Here is an 18,894-nt window from a genome sequence, read left to right as displayed (position 1 = left end):
ATCCTCCACTTTAACTAAAACGTTTTAGTAATCCGGTAAAATAATAAGCGGCGGCGGCCGCAACTAAAACGTTTTAGTGATTCTATCACAGGAACCCCGATCCGGCAAGGAAAATTTTCTCAGAACCTGTACTTTCCCGACAACCAGATCTGCAGGTCCCAGAAATCCTCCCGGGGATCGTGCAGGAAATTTTCAACGTGGATAAGGTTTACCCCGGTACTCACCGAGATGCTGTCCGGGAACCCCAGCATGGAGCCGTTCATCCCGCCCTCGAGGCCCAGAATGAGGGTCTGTATCGGATGGCTCCCCGACGGGGTCACATCCTGGGCGGCACCGTCCTCGTCGGTCCAGACTGTGGTTATGGTATTTTCCCCCTTTACGAAGAACTCGGCGCTGATCTTGGCGTCCCAGCTGCCGGGGACCATGTAACCGAACTCCCCGTAAAAGGTCATGGAATCCGGTCCTTTCTCGTAGCCCAGGGGCGTGATGACCAGGGCCTGGTGGCCGCCGAGGTAGTTGCTCAGAATTCGGCGCTGATACCAGAGGTTGATTCCGGAACGGTCGATGTAGTTGTAGGGGTCCAGCTTGACCCACTCCAGGCCGCCGAAAAGATAGCCCTCCGCAAGGGGTTTCTGCAGATCCAGCCCCGCCAGGTAACCCATGGCGGCGGGAACATCAGAGTAGGTGCCGCTTTGACGGTTGAAATAGAAGGCGATCTGGTCTCCCAGGAACTGTCCGTAGAGCCGAACTCCCGGCAGGGGCAGATAATCGGCCTCCAGGGTAATAAAGTAGTTGGCGCTGCCGGTCTGGTACCAGTTGTGAAAGGCCATCATGGGATTCAGGTAGCGGAACTGAAAGCTGGGATCCTGATACATGACCGCCTCGGTAAAGACCAGGCGCAGGTTGTCCCGGGGGAGGAACTCCAGCCTGTGGGCCAGAAAGTTGCGTACCGTCTCCTGGCTGGATACAGCATCGTTAAAAGAGTCGTTCTTGTTGTCGTAGACTGGAGCGATAAAGATCTCGTTCCCGGCGGTATACAACGTGCCGCCATCGCCTGCATCAATAATCCCATTGCCATTCGTGTCCACCCAGTCCCAGGCCGAGGTGTCCTGGCCCAGCAGCAGAAAAGTGAACTTGAAGCGGTTCCAGAAGCTAGTCAGCTCGATAAAATCGTGAACCGTACCGTTGGCCCCAAGCAGCAGGTTTCCCGTTTTGCCGCTTCCCCAGTTCAGGGTCTCCCGGGCAAAGCGGATGTTCCAGTGCTCCCCCCCGGCGGAGAGGGCGGTATGCAGGGGGTACATGCTTTCAAGATCGTTGAAGCCCAGGGGGAGGTTGCTGCCGCTCTCCTGCCTGTCCAGGACCGCAAAGTAGTCCTGGGAAAGACTCAGACTGGTCATGGCGTAGAAATTGTCCAGCAGGTAGAGCTCCACGGGAACAAAAAGCAAAGCTTCCCGCTCTCCGTACCCCCTGAGCCACTCCCTGTTCTCATCGTCACCCACAAAACCCAGGTAGCCCTCCAGCGCGATGCTCAACGAAGCATCGACGGCCAGGGCACCGTCGAATTCCGTGTAGACAGGATCTTTCTCTAAGTCTTTCCGGATCCCCGCAAGGATAGTCTTGGCCGCGGGGGAGAGCCGCCCGCCCTGATTATAGGCCCGGTCCAGCATGAGGAGGAACTCCGCCTCCGTCCAGGGGGCCGTATCCGAGGGCAGGGCCATTCCCAGCTCCCGGTAGACCATGCCCAGCTCCGCCACCAGGGAAGAATCATAGGGGATGATCGCCTGACGGTTCTGCCCGAACAGAGCAGCAGAAAACAACAGAAGAATTAAAGAGGCTGAATGCTTTATGCGAACTCCCGGCTGCATTGGTACAGTTTCCTAAAACTGGTACGAGTAGGCGAAACCGCCCATCAGGTAGTGGCTGGTTTCGTTGTCGCCCTTGACCGGGTAGCCGTCGTTCATCTTGTTCCGGATGTGCTCGAGGCGGTAGCCGAAGAGCAGCTTTATGGTGTGGGGATCTAGATCGAAGGTGTAGCCCAGGTCAAAGCCGGCGGTAAAGGTGTACTCAAGCTCATCCTGGGTAAGGAAGCGCAGGTCCTTGAAGGTATGCTCCTCGTTATCGTCGTAGCCGTCGTCGTATACGGATCCGTCGGTTACTCCATCTGAATTATAACCTTCCGCGGTGGGATTCCCGTGGCGGATCATGCGACCGATAAGCTTGACGTCCAGGCCGGGAAGGGGACGGGCGTTGTACTTCAGGGTAAGACGGTCGGAGTTGGGATCCAGCACCGGCCCCAGGGTGTCCCCGTAGCTGGTGTAATTCAGGTAGTTGGCGTTCTCCGCGAGCCACTTAGAGTATTTTACTGCATCATCACCCACAGTTTCCGGATAATCAGAAAAGCGCCCGCTTTTGTGGGAGTAGGTATAGGGCGTCACCGCCAGGTAGTCCAGGGACAGGCGGCGCAGATACCTGTGCATGGGGGTCCAGGTGAACTCGGTGTTGATGGCCGCCTTGAACATGGTGTTGAAGTCGAAGCGCAGAAAATCGTTGAAGTGGGCATCATCGATATAGATCACGGCGTTGAAGCCCGTCTGCCTGGGCAGATCCAGGGCCGCAGAAAAACCCATCCAGCTGTTGTCCTCGTAGCCCGCCAGGTTCTGGTTGTAGAAGAGAAAACTGAAGGGCACAAAATAGACCAGGTCAAAACGGTTTCCGTAGACGATGCTCTGCAGGAACTCGAATTCCGCCCATTCCACCGGACGGTAGGTATAGGTCTGCATGGCCATGCGCTTGTCGGAGAAGACCTCCTCGCCGTAGTAGTTGCTGGCGGTGAGCTCCATATAGGTCGTGGTCATGCCGAACTTTCCGCCCTCGTCCCAGACCACGTTGAAGGTGGGGGCGTAATGGGCGTAGCCTCCCAGGACGGCGCCGTTGTCGAAAACCGGACCGTAGGAGCTGCGGTGGATTCCCGCCTGAAAATAGAGGGAGTCGGTGCCGAAACTGAAGGAGTTGGTAAAGAGCTGCCGCAGGTCGATCTGGTGTCCCGCCACGGCCATCTCGGCATTGTCGTCGAAGCTGTCCAGCTCCCGGCCCTCCCCCGCAGGATAGTAGCCGTCCCCCTCGTACTTGCCGAAGGCTACCCAGCGGCCGTTCAGGGCGACATAGTCGCTGAACCAGGTGTTGTACTCGATACCGGCGCCGCCGAAGAGGTACTCCTCGGACTCGCTGCTTTTCAGCTGGGCTTTGCCGAACCAGACCCCGTCGATATCCCGTTCAGCCTCGAGGGCCGCCAGGTAGGCTTCCGCCTGCTGCCGGTCGGCCGCCGGGGTGGAAGAATGGGCGGTCACCTGCCTGAGAACGGCCACCAGCACCTGTGCCGGATAGGGCCGCAGGGAGGGTACCTCATCGATAAGCCCGGCTTCGTACCAGACCTGAATGTCATCGTATATATCGCCCAGAGGATCGGTAATATCCAGGGCAAAGACGGTAAAGGGGAGCAGTACCGCCATAAGAAAGATCGTATAAAAAGCAAGACGCCGCATACAGATGTCTCCTGTTATGAAAATCTTTTTTCCTGTTTCCGCATACTACAGAAAAAAAACTCTTTTTACCACTGACAGCCGGAGTACCGCCTTAGCGGATAATCCTGAAACTCTCCGAGCGCCCGGTAATGCCGAGACCGCGAACCCGGGTATTACTGAACTCCAGGCTGCCCCGTGCGCCGTTTCCAAGGCCGTGGACCCACAGGGAGAGGGGATTTCCCAGAATCAGGCTGTCCCGTATCAGGATCGACACGGGAGGATGGGTATCCAGCACATTCGGAAGATGCACCGTAAGGGCCGCTCCGGCGTTTTTCTCGAAGAGACAGGAATCAACGACACAATCGGTCAGACCGTACAGTCCGGAGTTGGGTTCGAAATCGATGGCCGCTCCCGGAGGAGTCCCGCCGGTATGGGATATATGAGTATATTCCATACGGAAACCGTCCACAGAGATAACCGAAACCCCCTGCCGATAGTTGTTCCGCAGCACAAGGTTCTTAAGCAGAATGTTCCGTGGAACCGGTCCGCCCCTTCTTTGTCCGATGTAGATCCCGTCACCCCCGGCGCTCTCGATGGAGAAGCCTTCAACACGGATATTCCGGGATTCCAGAATCGCAAGGGCATGCCGGTGCTGGGACCACTGGTAGGGTTCTTTGGTGTAATCAGACTTGCGCATGGCGATGCCGGCACCGTAGCCGGTCAAGCCAAGATCCTCCTTTCGATAAACACGCAGCAGGGTGTCCCGGGTCTCCCGGAAGTCCCCCTCCCTTGCCAGGAGCTCCGCCCCGGGTTCAAAAAGGATGTGCCGGGGGCCGTCTATTTCCAGGGGACCGGAAATCCACGGACCTTCCATGGCGGGAATAACAAGCAGTTCCACCGGTGCGGTCAAGGCTACTGCCAGGGCATCCGTGGCGTCCCCGGCATCAAAACCCCACCAGGCTGCACTGGCGGCCTTCAGTTCCCCCGCCTCCGCCGCCCGTGCCGCCTCCGGATCTTCAGATACAAGCGTCCCGGAATCAGGAAAAAACTTCTCAATAAGCCGGCGGGACTCCGCGGCGCCTTCTTCCCGGCGCCTGTCCATCTCTACAAGCAGGCGTTCCCGTTCAGGGATTCTCCCATCAGCCGTTTCACCGGCTCCCTCAGCGGCTCTGGTGTACAGCGTTGTCCGCGACCGGCCCCAGGTTTCTGTCGTACAGCCACCCAGAAACATCGGGAGCATGCAGAGCATCACCGCAGCAAAACCGACGGTCTTTGCCAATAGTGCCATTTTATGCAATAGTAACGGAATAATGGAGAAAGAGCACATAGTCATATCCTACAACGGCTGCTGGTACGTCTGGAACACCCGCAGGCCCCTTATCCAGGCCCTGCAGAATGCGGGCTACCGTTTAAGCGTCGTTGCTCCCCGGGACGATTACACCGAAAAGCTGATCGAAATGGGCCTGGGGTACCGGGATATAGAACTCGACGCCAAGGGAATCAATCCCCTCCGGGACCTGAAGACCCTGTCCCAGTACAAGCGGATCTACCGGGAACTCTCTCCTTCAATCATACTGCAGTATACGATAAAACCCAACATTTACGGTTCCATTGCAGCCAAAGGGCTGGGGATACCCGTCGTCAACAACATTACCGGCCTGGGAACCGTCTTCGAACGCCACGGGCCGCTGCAGGCGGCTGTACGCATGCTCTACCGTTACGCCTTCAGCCGGGCGGACATGATCTTTTTCCAGAACAGCGACGACCGCAGGCTCTTTCTTGACGGCAAACTCGTTCGTAAACATCAGACCGGGCGGCTTCCCGGCTCAGGGGTCAATCCCGATTACTTTGCACCCCGTCCTCGACCGGAGGGGCCCTTCTGCTTCCTCTTCGTCGGCCGGCTTCTGAAAGCCAAGGGGGTGGAAGATTTTATCGCCGCTGCGGAGAAGGTCAAAGCCCGGCATCCGGAGGTCCGATTTATGCTGGTCGGACCCTACGACAGCAGCGATCCCTGGGCGGCAGACAAGAAGCTCCTGAACTCCGCAGAGGAACGGGGCATCATAGAAGTCCCCGGCCCCACCGACGAGATCCGGGAGGCTCTGGCCCAGGCGGACTGCATGGTCCTGCCTTCCCGCTATCGTGAAGGGGTGCCCCGCTCACTCCTCGAAGCAGCTTCCATGGGAAAGCCCCTTATCGCCGCGGACTCCGTGGGGACCCGGGAACCGGTTATGGACGGAATCAACGGCTTCCTGTGCCGCCCCGGAGACACCGCGGATCTGGCGGACAAGATGGAAAAGATGCTGAATCTTTCAGACACGGAAATAGAGGCCATGGGAAAGGCCTCCAGGAAACTGGTAAAAGAAAACTTTGATGAGGCGATTGTAATAAACACCTACCTGCAAACTGTCGATGATATATTAAAAGGCAGAGGTTAAGCGATGCACGTTTTACTTACGGCGCCCCTTATGGCATTCCTGATTTCCCTGGCTTCCATGCCGCTTATTATGAAGCTCTCCCATCGGATGGGCTGGTACGACGACCAGGACCATCGCAAGATACATACCGGCGAGATATCACGCCTGGGCGGCCTGGGTTTTTTCAGCGCCTATATACTGACAATCCTTGTTTTTACCTTTGTTCTGGAGCGCCAGTTTCCTCTGCCGGACAACTGGGGATTCCGCTTTATCCTGGTAATTATAGCCGGCCTGCTGATTTTCCTCTTCGGAGTAGTCGATGATCTGCGGAATCTTCATGCCCGGAATAAAATCGTCATACAGCTGATTGCCGCCGTTCTGGTGCTGGCTGCCGATTTCACCTTCAAGCGGATAGCGATCCCGTTTTTTCCCGATTCCCTTAAGTTCGGACTTTTCCGTTATCCCCTGACCCTGATCTGGATCATCGGCATCATCAATGCCGTCAACATGATAGACGGTTCCGACGGTCTGGCAGGAGGCATAACCTCCATCGCTGCCATCAGCTTCGGTATCCTCTTCCTGACCAAGGAAAACTACCAGGCAGCCATGGGCAGCTTTATCCTGGCAGGGGCTGTCTGGGGTTTTCTGGTTTTCAACCTGCCCCCGGCAAAGCTCTTTATGGGGGACGGAGGAAGTCAGTTCCTCGGATTCATGGTGGCCGTTCTGCCCCTGATCGACCAGGGATCCGACCATGGCGAAAGCATTTCCCTGGCCCACGCCATGATAATTCTGGCGATACCCATCAGCGACACCATCGCCGCCGTCTGGCGCCGCCTGCGGGACAAAAAAAGCGTCTTTTCCCCGGATCGCTCGCACCTGCACCACAAACTGCTGAACCTTGGATTCAGCAGCCGCAGCCTGCTGGCTATTATTTACTCCCTGCAGATAGCCCTCTGCGTAATCGCCGTACCACTGACCAGCCACTCCCAGGAGGTGGGGGTATTCCTTTTTCTGTCCGCGGGATTAATCGTCACCCTCTTTTTTACCGTGATCCACTATACCCACAAGCATGTTCAGAAAAACAAGATACGGCGGGAAGAAGAGGAGTAGTTTTTTATACCACTTCGATTCCATTGTTTATGGCGATCTCTTTAAGCTTTTTGTCGAGAGTCATCAATATTGCGCCTTTTCGTCTGGCCAGGGTGAAATATAGAAGATCATAAATTGAATGATTCAATCGTATTCCTTCAATTAAGGCTTCTTCATTATTCTCGGCAATGTCTACATAGTCATCTATTAAATTGTCGCAGTATGATAATCTCCGAAATACTTCATCCCTTTTTAATAGCCCGGCGATATAGTATTTCCAGATCACGTTCCCCGTTTCTGCTTTATACAAATCGGAAGTAATAACCTTCGTGGCTTTTTCCAGAACAGCAGATAAAATTGCGGATTTCTCCCGTACCAATGCTATCTCAATTCCCGCACTGGCATCCAATACAACAATCATCTGCCTCGATCTTCCCGCAGCAAATCAGCCGGATCCGGAAAGGTGTCAGCATTCTCGACTTTATTGCTGCTAATCTCGTGTAAAATCCTTTTTCGTCTGGAGATTCTGCTTTCTTTGTAGGCCAGTGCCTGCTTCAATAAAACAATTGTTTCCTGAGCAATACTTCGATTATCCTGCTCGGCAACACGGGATAGTTTTTCATACAAATCTTCCGGAATGTCTCTGACCTGTAATAAGGGCATACGCTCCTCCTGTATGCAAAACTACTACATATTGCATACCATGTAAATATTAATAATTCCGCACGTCAATATCTCGTCCCGGAGTTCTCCCGGTACCACTTTATATACGCCTCTACCCCCCCGGCAAGCAGGGTCGAAGGATTGTAGCCGAAAGCTTTCCGGGCCTTTGACACGTCCGCAAAAGTACGCAGTACATCCCCGGGCTGCATGGGGAGCCGCTTTATCCTCGCCTTTTTCCCGAGGGCCTTTTCGATGGTCGCTACCAGATCGGACAGCGTGGTGGTATGGGATTCTCCCAGATTGAAGACTTCGTGGGTGCCTTCCTTCTGTTCCAGAAGCCATCGGACAGCCCCCTGAATACCGTCCAGGATATCGTCGATATAGGTGTAGTCCCTCTCAGTCGTTCCGTCGCCGTAAAAGGGGATCTCCTCGTCATGGTCGATCATGCGGGTAAACTTGGCGATAGCCAGGTCCGGCCGCTGCCCCCTGCCGTAGACGGTAAAAAAACGCAAAGAGGCGATGCGCATACCGTAGAGATGGCTGTAGGTGTGACAGATCAGCTCTCCCGCTTTTTTGGTGGCCGCGTAGGGAGAGATGGGATGGTCCACGAAGGAGCTCTCGGAAAAGGGGACTTCCTTCGTATTACCGTAGACCGAGGAGGAGGAGGCAAAGACGAAATCCCGGACTCCGGCTTTACGGGCGGCCTGCAGAAGGGAGATGGTGCCGTTTATATTGGTCTCGGCATAGCCCGCCGGGTTTTCTATGGAGGGACGAACCCCCGCCCTGGCCGCCAGGTGCACCACCAGATCCGGTTTTTCTTCCTGGAATATCCTCTCCATTTCTGAAGCATCGGTAATGTCCGCCTCATACAGGCGGAAGTTTGTGTGATCCTTCAAACCGACCAGGTTGCGCTCCTTGATCCGTCGATCGTAGAAGGGGTCGAAATTATCTATGCCGATTACTCTGTGACCGCCGATAAGGCGGCGGGACAGATTTGAGCCGATAAAACCGGCGGCCCCGGTAATGATGATTCGCATGCTTTATATCCTTGGGCTGGTGATCTGATGCTACATCATACGGAATAAAACGGCAGCCATCAACAGTGCGGGGAAACACAAAGAAAATATGGAACAGAGATGGGGAGAATAGGCAGGATAAAGCATGGCTACAGAGCGGCAGGGGGTACTGAGGAACAATAAGGGGATACTCTGTGGGCTTGGTGTCTCGGTGGTGGATCTCCTTATCCTTTTGATCCTGTATATCTTGTTCCGAATTTTGAAACAAAGAGGTGGTGGATAAAGAAGCATTCGGAAGCCAATAAGCAACTTTTACAACAGACATATTGACAAAAGGCACACTCGTTATTATTTTTACTCATGACCTTCGATTGGAATGATGAGAAAAATGAACAGCTGAAAGATAAACGCTCAATCTCCTTCGAAGAAATAATTTTATGTATAAGTGAAGGAAAGGTTGTCGATATTTTACAGCATCCAAATTCTGAGAGATACCCGGATCAAAAATTATATTTGATCAACCTCAACAATTACATTTATGTTGTGCCATATGTAAAGCATGAAAAAGAAGACGTGATTTTCTTGAAGACGATATTTCCCAGCAGGATATACACGAAAAAATATTTACCTTCAGGAGAGGAACAAAATGAAAGATAAGCATTTTGAACCATTAGATAGTGAAGAAAAAGAACTCATGGAATCAATAAAGAATGATGAGTTTGTTTCGATACGTAAAAACAGGGAAAAAGAGATAAGCGACGCTATGCAACGGGCACAAGCGACTCTCAAAAAGGACAAACGGATGAACATCCGTATATCCGAACGAGATCTCAAGAACCTGAAGATTCGCGCCCTTGAAGAGGGGATCCCTTATCAGACATTAGTCTCCATGGTTCTGCATAAATATCTTTCCGGAAAACTGAAAGAGACGGCATAAAGGATTTTTGGTCACCTGGAAGACTTGTACATTTGTACGATCTTCTCAACCACAGCATCCAGATCTTTATCAAGCGTTTTACTGTCCCCATTATTCCTCATCTCGATTATTCGCGCAGCTTCAAGAGGCGGCCTGTCTGTCAGGGATTCAAGAGCCTCGGCATAGCGTGAGAGCTGCTCAGCGGGATTCTCCTCCACCCGGCTCCCTGCGCCCGTGACCCGTTTACCGAGACGCCGGATTACTGTTTCCCGGTCGGCCCGGATGTGCAGCACAAGTTTCGGCACCGGCAGGGAAGCTAAAAAGCCCTGCGCCAGCGGTCGGGAAGCGGAAAAATGCACCGAAGCGCAGCCCTGGACGAGTCCCTGGTCAAGGAGCAAAACCCGGTTTTTCTGCGGGAACAGTACAAACAGGCCGCGGACGAAGAGGAGGTTGAACAGGGATTTTGCAAGGTTATTCAGGGAGGTCTGTCGGGTATGCGCCACCGCGAGGACAGTCCGGATAGTGTTGATGGGGTGCAGAAGAAGGAAGGCAAGAGCACAGGCGGATTTGGCGGCCAGGCGAGGCAATGGTCTGCCGTGGCCGATCCGGCGGGAGGGTTCCAGGGCGGGTATACCGGCGTTACGCAGGCGTTCTGCAAGCAGGACGGAAATGTGGGATTTACCGCAGCCTGGAAGCCCGATGAGTTCGATGATCATAAAATAGAGTATACATGAAAGGGGGAGGAATTTGGAACAAGGATGGGGAAGATGGGAAGGATAAGAGTTCGGGGAAGGAAGACGGCCACGGAGTCTCAGAGTGCACAGAGAGTTTTGGAAAGAAATTATATTAGAACAGGGCTAAACGGCCCGGATTTTATAGAGAAAAAGGCAACAGATTTCTTTTCCAGAAACTAAAGATCTCTGTGGGCTCCGTGTCTCTGTGGTGAATCTCCTTATTTCCTGTTTCCGTGACAGATCGGTACAATGCTCCGTAGCAGGGTGGCAAGGCCTCGCCTGTATTGCCGGGCAACAAGCAGCCACAGGGCCTGCTTGCGCAGGAAGATGCGGTGCAGCGGGGGGCGGGAGCAGAAATCGTCATGGTACTTCCTGTAATAGAGGTCGAAGGCGCGGATCTTGCTTTGCACATTTCCGGTAATGCGGCCCGAGGAGTGGATATACTTTACCGCCAGGGGTTCTTTTATATATTCGAAGGTATATTTCCTGGCCAGCCGCAGGTAGAGGTCAAGGTCCTGTCGGGCGGGCAGTTCCGGGTCGAACATGCCGACTTCCCGGAGGGCTGCGGCACGGCAGAGCATGGTGGAGAGTTTTGGAGCCCGTCCCTTATGCTTGACCAGAAGCTCGTCAAAAATGGCCCCGCGCAGGGCAGGTTCCACGATTTTTCTGGTATCCTTTGTTTCGTCCACCTCGTAAAACCCGGTATCCACGCTGCAGACATTCTTATCCAGAGAATCAAGAAGCTCCACCTGGGCCCTGAGCTTGCCGGCAAGCCACTGATCGTCGTCGTCCAGAAAAGCGATTAACTCTCCCTTTGCCTGTCGAATGCCCTCGTTTCGCGCCCCGGCGCCCCCCAGGGACTCTTTATTCTTTATGTGTACTATCGGTCCCTCAAGTGAGGAGATCAGCTCTTCTGTGGCCCTTCGGGTTTCGCTCTGCGGCGGGTTATCATCAATTACCAGAATCTCGTAATCCGTATAATCCTGGAGCAGTACGCTGTCCAGTGCCCGCTTGAGCTCGATCGGCCGTTTATAGGTGGGGATTATTACTGAAACCCGGGCTTGGGTGCTGTGCATTGATTCTATCCTTTGTTATCAATTTTTAATCAGAGAGACTGCGAAGGGGTTCTCCTGGAGCATTTGCGATCTGATCCCAGGCGTAATAATGGAAGGTCCTGTCTGTGGACATGGCGACGAACAGGCCGCCTGCATAAAGGGGGAAAACTGTAGTACTCCCGATTTCGTTGCCGTCGCTGTCTTCTGCCTGGACATCCACCCGCTTGATAAGGGGGTGGTGGTTTCCGTCAGCTGCAGTTCCTTCCCTGGGATAAATATTGAAGCTGTTCGCTTTCTGGTCAGAGACTATAATATACCCGGTACCATCACCCAGATCGTAGATTGAAATTCCTTCTGATTCTCTGGAAAAGTCCCGGAGACCGATCAGGGAAAGCTGTTCATCCGCATCAGGATGATCCGGGTCCGCGTGGTATTTTCTGACCCCCGCAAGTTCGTCGGAATAATAGATAAATCCCAGTTCATCATCCACGACAACGCTCTCTATCTGGGACCTGTCGCTGAAGAGGCCGAAGGAGCGTACATGAGCCGCGGTTACTATTCCGGCACCATCTACATCAAGCCGATACTGCCACAGATAGCTGCCGGAAGGACCGCCGTTTCTGCTGACGACGGCAAAAATTTCACCGTCACCGGGGCGTTTATACAATGAAATCCCCATACAGTTACGGTTGGATTCCCCGACGAACATGGGAATACCACCGTTATCGATGGGAATCATACCCGGCAGACTGTAGATCCGCAGCTGTTGGCGTCCACGTTCGGTAACAACAGCAATATCATAGTCGAACCCGGATGGATCCAGTCCGTACTCCACATCCACATTATTCGGCGTATCAAGGCCGGAAATTGTCAGGCCCGGTATTTCATTTCCCTGAATGTCGTAGACATACAGCGCCCCATCACCGCCTTTGTCGGTACCGAGGATAAGGCTGTTTCCAGGTGTTGCAGAATCAATCCATATCGCTGGATCATCGCTGTCGTGGGTAACCGGATCGGACACGTTGATCGGGCGGATGCCCGTCTCGTAGGAATAGAAACAGGAGGATAAGATCAGCACCGATACCAGAATAAGACTTCGCATAATGATTTTCAGAATTCCGATGTAAAATTCATGTAGGCCCCGCCGATGGCTGTCATGGGTGCAATGGAGTTGCTGCTCCAGCCGTATCCATCGGTGAATACATAGCCAAGGGTAAATTCGGCAACACCGACATCCGCAAAGACGGAAAGATCGAGTCCCTCAAAAATCGGGTCTCCGGCGGAAAGGGTCATATGATAACTTGTGGCTGCTTCCGCCCCGATTCCGCCATGGCTGATTCCCGCACCGCCTCCCAGCGCCCGCACAGCTTCAATTTCGTCCCCCTTATAGGAAACAGACGCATAGAGTTCGGTATCCTCGTTAAGGACCCTCCTGATTTCCGCACCAAGCCCGAAAACTGTTTCAAAGGCAGGAGTGTAAAGCCCGTAAATATCGGTAAAATCCGTTCCTTCAAGATTCGTATGGGCCACGGAGCCGCCGAAAGTCATCACCGAATCCTCGAGGGGTATCCGGTAAGCGGCATCGCAGACAAGGGTTGTACCTCTGCGATCGGGGTCAAGCCGTAGGCCGGCCTCAAAAGAGAGACCGGGAAGCATATCTACAGCTCCGGCAAAAAACTGAACCTGACGCCCGGAATCGACATTCACGACAGCCCCGTCAAGGCTGTCGACGCCGAGGTTCCACGATGAGGCGACAGACGCCTGAAAAACACCGGAAGTAACAGTCAAACCGATCCCCCAGTCTTTCTGCAGATCAGCCATCTCTGTCCCTATACCGGCATAGCCGACCAGGCCAAAATCCGAATACTCTTCCCCGCCGCCGTGTTCGTCATACCCGTTTTTCAGGATCAGATGTACGCCTGTAAATCCAAGGTATCCGCCGATATCGGTGCCAATTATTACTTTATTCCATTCCGCATCCATATCCAGACTGTCGGAATCCTTCTTCCCCAGTTCTGAATACAGGAAATTGTATTCATCAATATCCGCGTGAATTCCCAGCTCAAGCGAATCTATGTACAGATTATACTCATCATGGAAGTTATCGACCCATCCCCATTCGTTTTTCCAGGAAAAACCGAAGTCCGCCGCGTAAAGCGCGGAACACAGGAAAATTCCCATAAACGCAGCAGAAGCCTTCTTCATCAGGTATATCCCAGTATCTTTTTCCCTAAAGCAATAATCCTCGACCTGAGCGCCCGCCGGCCTTCCCTGATACGGCCCCGATTTTTCCGTACCGTCCTCATGGCCCAGGCGGGAAGAATAAAGAACACCCTGATAAGCGCCAACAGGGGTACTGGATAATCCCGTACGACACAGAACCTGGGAAGGGCTGTAGCGGAAAACCAGAAACGGTAGTAATTGTTCCTGCGGCTTGCAGTCATAACCGGAAGGTCCCCGGAAAAGCCGGGGGGTACCCGGTACCAGCAGTAGTTCCCTTTCAGGGACTGAGAGCTCCCTGTTTTGTTTGTCTCCTCCGGGTTCTCTGTCGGCTGCATAAACTCAAAATCGATAACCTTGAGTCCTTCTTCAGCATCCAGAATCAGGTTTTTCGGTTTAAAATCTATAAGCTCGTACCCTGCCCTGCGGTAATGCAGCAGGACGGCCCTTACCCGTTTTATAATCCCCAGAGGAAGCAGTCTGTCGTGGTTCAACACATCCCGGTACCGGGGCATGACAAACCAGGAGGGGCCTTTTTCCAGCACCGGAACTGTTTCCGGCAGTTCACGGCCCAGCTCTCTGGCCAGTATTTCGCGTTCCATAAAACATTCCCGCCCGGGCCGATAAACCTTGGCAATCGCCTGAGCGTCGCCGTACTCAACGAGGGAGACCCTGGCCCTCCTGGAATAGCCGTTCTGGTGACCGACAATCCTGAAGGGGATACTGACAGACCCGTGGATCTCTTTGAGGCGCCCGTCGATCTGTTCAACGGAAACATCCGGCAAAGCCGTTTGCAGGTATTCCAGTCCCTGCCGGGGATTATCCGCGGAATGGAGAATATTGCACTGAGTGGAGCGGGGCTGCAGGGCGTTTACGGCGTCCCTGATTCGGATTTTCGTGTCCCACAAGCGGCTGTTGGCAAGTCCCTTGTGTTTTGCGATCAGTTTATCGGAAGGCTCCAGGACAAAACTGTCGTTTACGGCAATACAGTGGGCAGGAACTCCTCCGCTTACCGGCCAGGGGCCCCGGTTCCAGTTGCCCCCCCGCAGGGTCCTGGCGGCGGTCTCCCGTGCGGGGCCCTCCAGGGGCCGGTCAAGGAGAGTTTCAAACCCCGCATCGAAGAGCATGGTTCTAACCAGGTCCAGGTACTGCACACCGCGTTCCCGGACAATGAACACCGAGAAACCCCGCCAATGATGCTCCATACCGGGGATATCCGCAAAGAACCTGTCATGCACCCAGAGGTTCCGGGCGGAGAGTTTTTCCAGTGCGTCCCTGGAGGGTTGCCAGCGCTGTTTTTCCAGAAAGCCGTCCAGGTCCTCCAGAGTCAGGGGTGGAAGATCAAGCTCTGCCGCACTGGCACAGCGGGAGAGGACGTCCGCGTAATCATGATCAACTGAAGCAGCATCCGGCACGCTCCGCCCGTGTTCCTTCGCAAGCTCCGAGGGCAGCCCCGCGTCATAGCCCTTGTGGTAGAGAACATGGTAGATCATGGATAGGCAGTGCCGCTTCGCATCGGGTACCCGGACAAGATCGTTCTGCCATACCGCTGTTTCAAGGAGCTCCAGGGCCAGGTGCTCCGGAAAATAGGCTATTCCCCGGAAGGAGCTCCCCGGAAGACCGCTTGCGGTATAGATATCGCAGGGGGTTCCCCAGGAGCGGGATCCCCGGAAAAGATCGTTCATTTTAGCAAGATCTTCATCGGCCACCAGAAGGTCGATGTCTTCCCCCGCTTCCACCCTCGGCAGGGATTCAAACCAGCGCAGTACGGAATAACTGACGTCCCGGTTTTTCAGTTCCCTGAAAAAACCCTCAACCCCCAGGCGGGGATGAATATAGCGACGTTTACCCTTTTTCCTGAGCATATCCCGCCTGATAAAATCCAGTACTCTTTCAATATAATGCCTGACGTGTCGCGCTGATTTCACCTAAGGGAGCCTCCGGCGAGTTCTTTGACGGCTTCCTGTTCCGCCCGGGGAGATGTTTCAAATTCGTCGGTATTCCAGCGTTCCCTGAATCCCCTGGATGAATAGAAAGCGTCTACAGAAGCGGGAAACTCCTTTACCTCTTCCCAGGGAATTACAATACCGTCTTTAACGTATCCGTGAAGGTCGTATTCGTAAGGGTCCAGTCCCCCAAGATAGACTACCGGTATGCCATGTAACAGGGCGTCGATAACAGCATGGGAGTTCACCGCAAAAGCCAGGTCAAGTTCTTCAAGGTATTCCGACAGGGGCTGACGCCAGTCGCAGATTTTTCCCCTGGAGATCCGGGAGAGTTTTTCCTCATTGAATCCTGGATGAGGACGGATGTGGAGGTTGTCTATACCTTGAAGGCGAAAAAGCTCCTCCAGCCATGCATCGAGTTTTGCCGTATCGATCTTAGCGTTCAGGAGCAGTCCGTAGCGACCCTTTCCCGGCTCCGGGACAGGAAGCTTACTATTCTTCAGTACCGGGACCGGCATGCGGACCGCAGACACCCCTGCAGCTTTATAGTCCCGGGCCTGCCGGGAAGTCCAGCAGAAAGCCGTATGTACGGAAAAGGGAAGCTGCCGCTGAAGGGTAACCCGGGCTACTGTAAAAGCCCCCAGGGGAACCCCCTCTTCCTGGGCAACGACTCCCAGGGCAAGCCTGTTTTGATCATTGGTGCGGGCGATCAGGACCGCTGTGGGGCGGTTTTTCTTAAACCAGGCCTTCCAGACAAGATAAAAATGAAACAGTCGCACCAGGCGTATGTATTCCGTTACATGCTGTACATTCGCCGCCTGGAAGGCTTCCTTAAGATACCCGCGACGCCGCAAAAGGGCGAGGTACACTCCGGCCAGGGAGGCCCTGCTTGTTGCGAACTGCTCCCGCTCATTTTTGTAGTCCCTGCCCCAGGCCATGGCGAGAGCATGGTCGATTACCCTGCTGGAGTGGTCCGCCAGAACCATGCCGCGGTACTGCCGCACCCGTTCCCGCCGGGGGATGGAAAAAAGAAGAAAAAGAAGGGCTCCGGGCCAGTGAAAGAAAAACAGCCGCCCCAGGACCTTCCCGTAGAAGGTCTTTTTCTGTATTTTAAGCCGCTCCGCCACGGGGAGATCGGAATTGCGGTTCTCCGATACCAGATATTCCGCGCAGGCTGCAAGGGGCGATTCTACTGTCCGGTCCTTATGCATCCGACCCGTCCAGAAGCAGATCGATAAACTCCCGCACCGCACCGTGCCCCCCGGGAAGGGATAGTACCCGGATACCGGGAATCCGTTTGACCGCAGGCAGCGCATCGGCCGGGCAGGCCGCAAAGCCCACGGCTCTGAGGAGCTCCGCGCAGTTTATATCGTCCCCGATATATGCGACAGAGGAGAGAGAAATCCCGAGCTTTTTGCAGAGCTCCTCCGCTGCGTTCAGTTTACCTCCGGCGGATACATCCTGCACCAGAAAATCCACTTTAAGCTTGTTGGCGCGGCGTTCCACGATCGCCGTGTTTTCGCTGGTCAGGATTCCGGTTTTTATGCCCCTGCTGCGCAGCAGCTCGAAACCCTTGCCGTCGTGGGTGTTGAATTTTTTCCATTCTCCACCGGCCTGATCATAGTACATACCTGCATCGGTAAGGGTGCCGTCTACGTCGCTCAGGAAAAGTTTAAGCTCCGGCTTTTCCTCTGAAATCCGTTCGGGAGAGTGCCTCCTCATTATGGATTCGGCGATGATCCAGTCGTCGGGCTCGTCGATTTCCACGGAGGTAAACTCCGGCATTTCATACACGGCGATCTTTCCGGAAAGCCGGTTTTTGTCCCACAGGATATTGCCGGCACGGTTGATGTAGAAGGCCCCGTTCTCCATAAGAAGTCCGTCGAACTCCTGCCTGCGGGGGCGATTCCGGTAATCGTAGTTAAGGGGAGTACCGTCTTCACGCCAGAAGAAACGCTTTGTACGCACGCAGGAGAGGAGACTGTCGCAGTCCGAGGTCCGGAAGTACTCCAGGGCACCGGCAAAGTCCTCCGTGCGGGTCAGAGGAGAGGTGGCCTGCACAAGAATGAACAGCTCCTCACTTTTCAGCGGATGGGCTTCAAGATACTCCAGCATTACCGCTTCGGTAGAGGCGGTATCCGTGGCGTTGGCGGCCTTCCTGCGGTAGACCTCCAGCTTCGAAAATCCGAAACCGGCGACGGCCTGTTCAATTGCGTCGGAATCGGTGGCAACAACAACATGATCAACCCCGTCGGCATGCTCAAGAGCCTGGAGGTTCCAGTAGACAAGGGGTTTGCTGCAGAAGGGTTTTATATTCTTCAAGGGGATCGACTTGCTCCCCCCCCGGACCGGGATAAACGCGACAGCCACGCCTAGCGTGCCCTCCATTTGAGTTTTTCCCGCTGTTCCACCTCGATGTCCAGAAGGCCGCCGTCTTTACGCCCCATGGACTTATACGTCGCATTCAGATCGCGCACCAGTCGCCGGAGACCGTCGGGCTCCAGGGATGCCGCATGGTCGGTCCCCTTCCAGGTACGATCCAGGGTAAAATGGCGCTCGATCCAGGTTGCCCCCAGAGCATAGGCAGCCACATCGATAGCGATACCCAGATGATGCCCGGAGAAGCCGAAGTCCCCTACACGTCCGCCGTAGCGTTGTATAAGGTCCGGAATATCCAGAAGCTTGACGTCCTCGAAAGGTACCGGGTAACCGGAGGTACAGGCATAGAGTACCAGGTCCTTCGCGCGTCCTTTTTTTTCGAACAAGGCGACCATATCGTCGACCTCTTCGGTGGTGGACATTCCCGTGGAGATATGGATCTGTCCGCCGTAGTTATCGCAGAGGTATTCCAGCATTGCCGTATAGTTATTCATGGCGGAAGGCACCTTGATCAGTTTCGGATCAAGAGATGCAATCTCCCGTGCGGAAGTCATGTCCCAAACAGAAGAGCTGTACACAACGCCGAACTCGTTACAATAGTCCATCAGTTCCCGATGCTGGTCCACCGTCAGTTCCAGGTACTCCCGGTGGGCGCCGTAGGTTTCTCCGTAGGCATGCATGGGGTTGGGATGGGGAGCGTTGTATTGTTCCTCGCTCAACAGCTCTCTGGGGGTGCGTTTCTGGAATTTAGCCACCGGTGCCTTGCAGAAGATGGCGGCCATCTTGATCAGTTCTTTGGCAATGTCCATTTCTCCCTTATGGTTACAACCGATTTCTGCGATTACGGTGGGGGGGGAGTAGGTTATATCTGTCATGTTCTTCTCCGATTAAAACGTCTATTGACAACAATTTACGCATTATGCATGCTTCATTTATAATTT

Annotated in this window: 19 protein-coding genes; 5 read left to right on the top strand and 14 right to left on the bottom strand. The window is 54.2% G+C overall.

All coding sequences use genetic code 11. The features are described from left to right. Positions 1 to 119: 119 nt before the first annotated feature. The 3 genes from B4O97_RS12000 to B4O97_RS19335 all read right to left on the bottom strand — a co-directional run bounded on the left by B4O97_RS12000 (position 120) and on the right by B4O97_RS19335 (position 4,809). A complete protein-coding gene (locus tag B4O97_RS12000) occupies positions 120 to 1,865 on the bottom strand; it encodes a hypothetical protein (protein WP_083051114.1) in 1,746 nt (581 codons plus the stop codon). Between the two features lie 12 nt (positions 1,866 to 1,877). Next, positions 1,878 to 3,542: a hypothetical protein gene (locus B4O97_RS11995; RefSeq protein ID WP_083051113.1), complete on the bottom strand. Its 1,665-nt coding sequence runs from the start codon at positions 3,540 to 3,542 to the stop codon at positions 1,878 to 1,880. A gap of 91 nt (positions 3,543 to 3,633) precedes the next feature. Beyond that, positions 3,634 to 4,809, bottom strand: coding sequence for a right-handed parallel beta-helix repeat-containing protein (locus B4O97_RS19335; protein WP_158084273.1), 1,176 nt, complete (start codon positions 4,807 to 4,809; stop codon positions 3,634 to 3,636). A gap of 22 nt (positions 4,810 to 4,831) precedes the next feature. Here B4O97_RS19335 and B4O97_RS11985 point away from each other — a divergent pair, with 22 nt between their 5' ends. After that, entirely contained in the window at positions 4,832 to 5,956 is a 1,125-nt protein-coding gene (locus B4O97_RS11985; RefSeq protein WP_158084272.1) for a glycosyltransferase family 4 protein, read from the top strand. Between the two features lie 3 nt (positions 5,957 to 5,959). After that, positions 5,960 to 7,045, top strand: a complete 1,086-nt coding sequence (locus tag B4O97_RS11980) for an MraY family glycosyltransferase (protein WP_083051108.1) — start codon at positions 5,960 to 5,962, stop codon at positions 7,043 to 7,045. Between the two features lie 4 nt (positions 7,046 to 7,049). Here B4O97_RS11980 and B4O97_RS11975 read toward each other — a convergent pair whose 3' ends face one another. From B4O97_RS11975 to B4O97_RS11965, 3 genes are all read right to left on the bottom strand, one after another. After that, positions 7,050 to 7,445, bottom strand: a complete 396-nt coding sequence (locus B4O97_RS11975; protein WP_083051106.1) for a type II toxin-antitoxin system VapC family toxin — start codon at positions 7,443 to 7,445, stop codon at positions 7,050 to 7,052. Then, positions 7,442 to 7,687: a FitA-like ribbon-helix-helix domain-containing protein gene (locus tag B4O97_RS11970; protein WP_083051105.1), complete on the bottom strand. Its 246-nt coding sequence runs from the start codon at positions 7,685 to 7,687 to the stop codon at positions 7,442 to 7,444. The genes B4O97_RS11975 and B4O97_RS11970 overlap by 4 nt, the downstream gene beginning before the upstream one ends. A gap of 65 nt (positions 7,688 to 7,752) precedes the next feature. Next, positions 7,753 to 8,724 (bottom strand): GDP-mannose 4,6-dehydratase, encoded by a 972-nt coding sequence (locus tag B4O97_RS11965; protein WP_083051103.1) that lies wholly within the window; start codon positions 8,722 to 8,724, stop codon positions 7,753 to 7,755. A gap of 339 nt (positions 8,725 to 9,063) precedes the next feature. Here B4O97_RS11965 and B4O97_RS11960 point away from each other — a divergent pair, with 339 nt between their 5' ends. Beyond that, complete coding sequence (locus B4O97_RS11960; RefSeq protein WP_083051102.1) at positions 9,064 to 9,360, top strand: BrnT family toxin; 297 nt, start codon at positions 9,064 to 9,066, stop codon at positions 9,358 to 9,360. Next, positions 9,350 to 9,640, top strand: a complete 291-nt coding sequence (locus tag B4O97_RS11955) for a CopG family antitoxin (RefSeq protein WP_083051100.1) — start codon at positions 9,350 to 9,352, stop codon at positions 9,638 to 9,640. Before B4O97_RS11960 ends, B4O97_RS11955 begins: the two co-directional genes overlap by 11 nt. Before the next feature lie 11 nt (positions 9,641 to 9,651). Here B4O97_RS11955 and B4O97_RS11950 read toward each other — a convergent pair whose 3' ends face one another. Continuing rightward, a complete protein-coding gene (locus tag B4O97_RS11950; protein ID WP_083051099.1) occupies positions 9,652 to 10,335 on the bottom strand; it encodes an AAA family ATPase in 684 nt (227 codons plus the stop codon). Between the two features lie 51 nt (positions 10,336 to 10,386). On the opposite strand from B4O97_RS11950, the gene B4O97_RS19515 reads away from it, so the two are divergent. Then, a complete protein-coding gene (locus tag B4O97_RS19515) occupies positions 10,387 to 10,533 on the top strand; it encodes a hypothetical protein (RefSeq protein ID WP_158084271.1) in 147 nt (48 codons plus the stop codon). Positions 10,534 to 10,571: 38 nt separating this feature from the next. Here the strand turns inward: B4O97_RS19515 and B4O97_RS11945 are convergent, their stop codons facing one another. The 7 genes from B4O97_RS11945 to B4O97_RS11915 are packed head-to-tail and all read right to left on the bottom strand — an operon-like array spanning position 10,572 to position 18,828. Further along, the gene (locus B4O97_RS11945) at positions 10,572 to 11,429 is read right to left on the bottom strand and encodes a glycosyltransferase family 2 protein (RefSeq protein ID WP_083051097.1); all 858 of its coding nucleotides are present in this window, start codon (positions 11,427 to 11,429) and stop codon (positions 10,572 to 10,574) included. Between the two features lie 25 nt (positions 11,430 to 11,454). Next, on the bottom strand, positions 11,455 to 12,510 hold the full coding sequence (locus B4O97_RS11940; RefSeq protein WP_083051096.1) for a phytase: 1,056 nt from the start codon (positions 12,508 to 12,510) through the stop codon (positions 11,455 to 11,457). A gap of 8 nt (positions 12,511 to 12,518) precedes the next feature. Then, positions 12,519 to 13,613, bottom strand: a complete 1,095-nt coding sequence (locus tag B4O97_RS11935; protein WP_083051094.1) for a hypothetical protein — start codon at positions 13,611 to 13,613, stop codon at positions 12,519 to 12,521. Continuing rightward, positions 13,613 to 15,556: a hypothetical protein gene (locus tag B4O97_RS11930; protein WP_083051093.1), complete on the bottom strand. Its 1,944-nt coding sequence runs from the start codon at positions 15,554 to 15,556 to the stop codon at positions 13,613 to 13,615. The genes B4O97_RS11935 and B4O97_RS11930 overlap by 1 nt, the downstream gene beginning before the upstream one ends. Continuing rightward, the gene (locus B4O97_RS11925; protein WP_083051091.1) at positions 15,553 to 16,785 is read right to left on the bottom strand and encodes a hypothetical protein; all 1,233 of its coding nucleotides are present in this window, start codon (positions 16,783 to 16,785) and stop codon (positions 15,553 to 15,555) included. Before B4O97_RS11925 ends, B4O97_RS11930 begins: the two co-directional genes overlap by 4 nt. Continuing rightward, the gene (locus B4O97_RS11920; protein ID WP_083051090.1) at positions 16,778 to 17,944 is read right to left on the bottom strand and encodes an acylneuraminate cytidylyltransferase; all 1,167 of its coding nucleotides are present in this window, start codon (positions 17,942 to 17,944) and stop codon (positions 16,778 to 16,780) included. Before B4O97_RS11920 ends, B4O97_RS11925 begins: the two co-directional genes overlap by 8 nt. A 2-nt stretch (positions 17,945 to 17,946) precedes the next feature. Further along, positions 17,947 to 18,828, bottom strand: a complete 882-nt coding sequence (locus B4O97_RS11915; RefSeq protein ID WP_083051088.1) for an N-acetylneuraminate synthase family protein — start codon at positions 18,826 to 18,828, stop codon at positions 17,947 to 17,949. Positions 18,829 to 18,894 lie beyond the last annotated feature (66 nt).

Origin of the sequence: Marispirochaeta aestuarii, assembly GCF_002087085.1 — a bacterium.
GTDB classification, from domain to species: Bacteria; Spirochaetota; Spirochaetia; order JC444; family Marispirochaetaceae; genus Marispirochaeta; species Marispirochaeta aestuarii.
Note: the sequence above shows the minus strand (reverse complement) of the source record. Positions and strands in the feature narration are given on the sequence as shown.

Excerpts from the sequence above, each read along its gene's own strand:
- B4O97_RS11945 (WP_083051097.1), bottom strand. The coding sequence starts at position 11,429 with ATGCACAGCACCCAAGCCCGGGTTTCAGTAATAATCCCCACCTATAAA.
- B4O97_RS11970 (WP_083051105.1), bottom strand. The coding sequence starts at position 7,687 with ATGCCCTTATTACAGGTCAGAGACATTCCGGAAGATTTGTATGAAAAA.
- B4O97_RS19515 (WP_158084271.1), top strand. The coding sequence starts at position 10,387 with ATGGGAAGGATAAGAGTTCGGGGAAGGAAGACGGCCACGGAGTCTCAG.
- B4O97_RS11965 (WP_083051103.1), bottom strand. The coding sequence starts at position 8,724 with ATGCGAATCATCATTACCGGGGCCGCCGGTTTTATCGGCTCAAATCTG.
- B4O97_RS11960 (WP_083051102.1), top strand. The coding sequence starts at position 9,064 with ATGACCTTCGATTGGAATGATGAGAAAAATGAACAGCTGAAAGATAAA.
- B4O97_RS11935 (WP_083051094.1), bottom strand. The coding sequence starts at position 13,613 with ATGAAGAAGGCTTCTGCTGCGTTTATGGGAATTTTCCTGTGTTCCGCG.
- B4O97_RS11985 (WP_158084272.1), top strand. The coding sequence starts at position 4,832 with ATGGAGAAAGAGCACATAGTCATATCCTACAACGGCTGCTGGTACGTC.
- B4O97_RS11980 (WP_083051108.1), top strand. The coding sequence starts at position 5,960 with ATGCACGTTTTACTTACGGCGCCCCTTATGGCATTCCTGATTTCCCTG.
- B4O97_RS11915 (WP_083051088.1), bottom strand. The coding sequence starts at position 18,828 with ATGACAGATATAACCTACTCCCCCCCCACCGTAATCGCAGAAATCGGT.
- B4O97_RS11975 (WP_083051106.1), bottom strand. The coding sequence starts at position 7,445 with ATGATTGTTGTATTGGATGCCAGTGCGGGAATTGAGATAGCATTGGTA.
- B4O97_RS11950 (WP_083051099.1), bottom strand. The coding sequence starts at position 10,335 with ATGATCATCGAACTCATCGGGCTTCCAGGCTGCGGTAAATCCCACATT.
- B4O97_RS11925 (WP_083051091.1), bottom strand. The coding sequence starts at position 16,785 with ATGCATAAGGACCGGACAGTAGAATCGCCCCTTGCAGCCTGCGCGGAA.
- B4O97_RS11940 (WP_083051096.1), bottom strand. The coding sequence starts at position 12,510 with ATGCGAAGTCTTATTCTGGTATCGGTGCTGATCTTATCCTCCTGTTTC.
- B4O97_RS11995 (WP_083051113.1), bottom strand. The coding sequence starts at position 3,542 with ATGCGGCGTCTTGCTTTTTATACGATCTTTCTTATGGCGGTACTGCTC.
- B4O97_RS19335 (WP_158084273.1), bottom strand. The coding sequence starts at position 4,809 with ATGGCACTATTGGCAAAGACCGTCGGTTTTGCTGCGGTGATGCTCTGC.
- B4O97_RS11955 (WP_083051100.1), top strand. The coding sequence starts at position 9,350 with ATGAAAGATAAGCATTTTGAACCATTAGATAGTGAAGAAAAAGAACTC.
- B4O97_RS12000 (WP_083051114.1), bottom strand. The coding sequence starts at position 1,865 with ATGCAGCCGGGAGTTCGCATAAAGCATTCAGCCTCTTTAATTCTTCTG.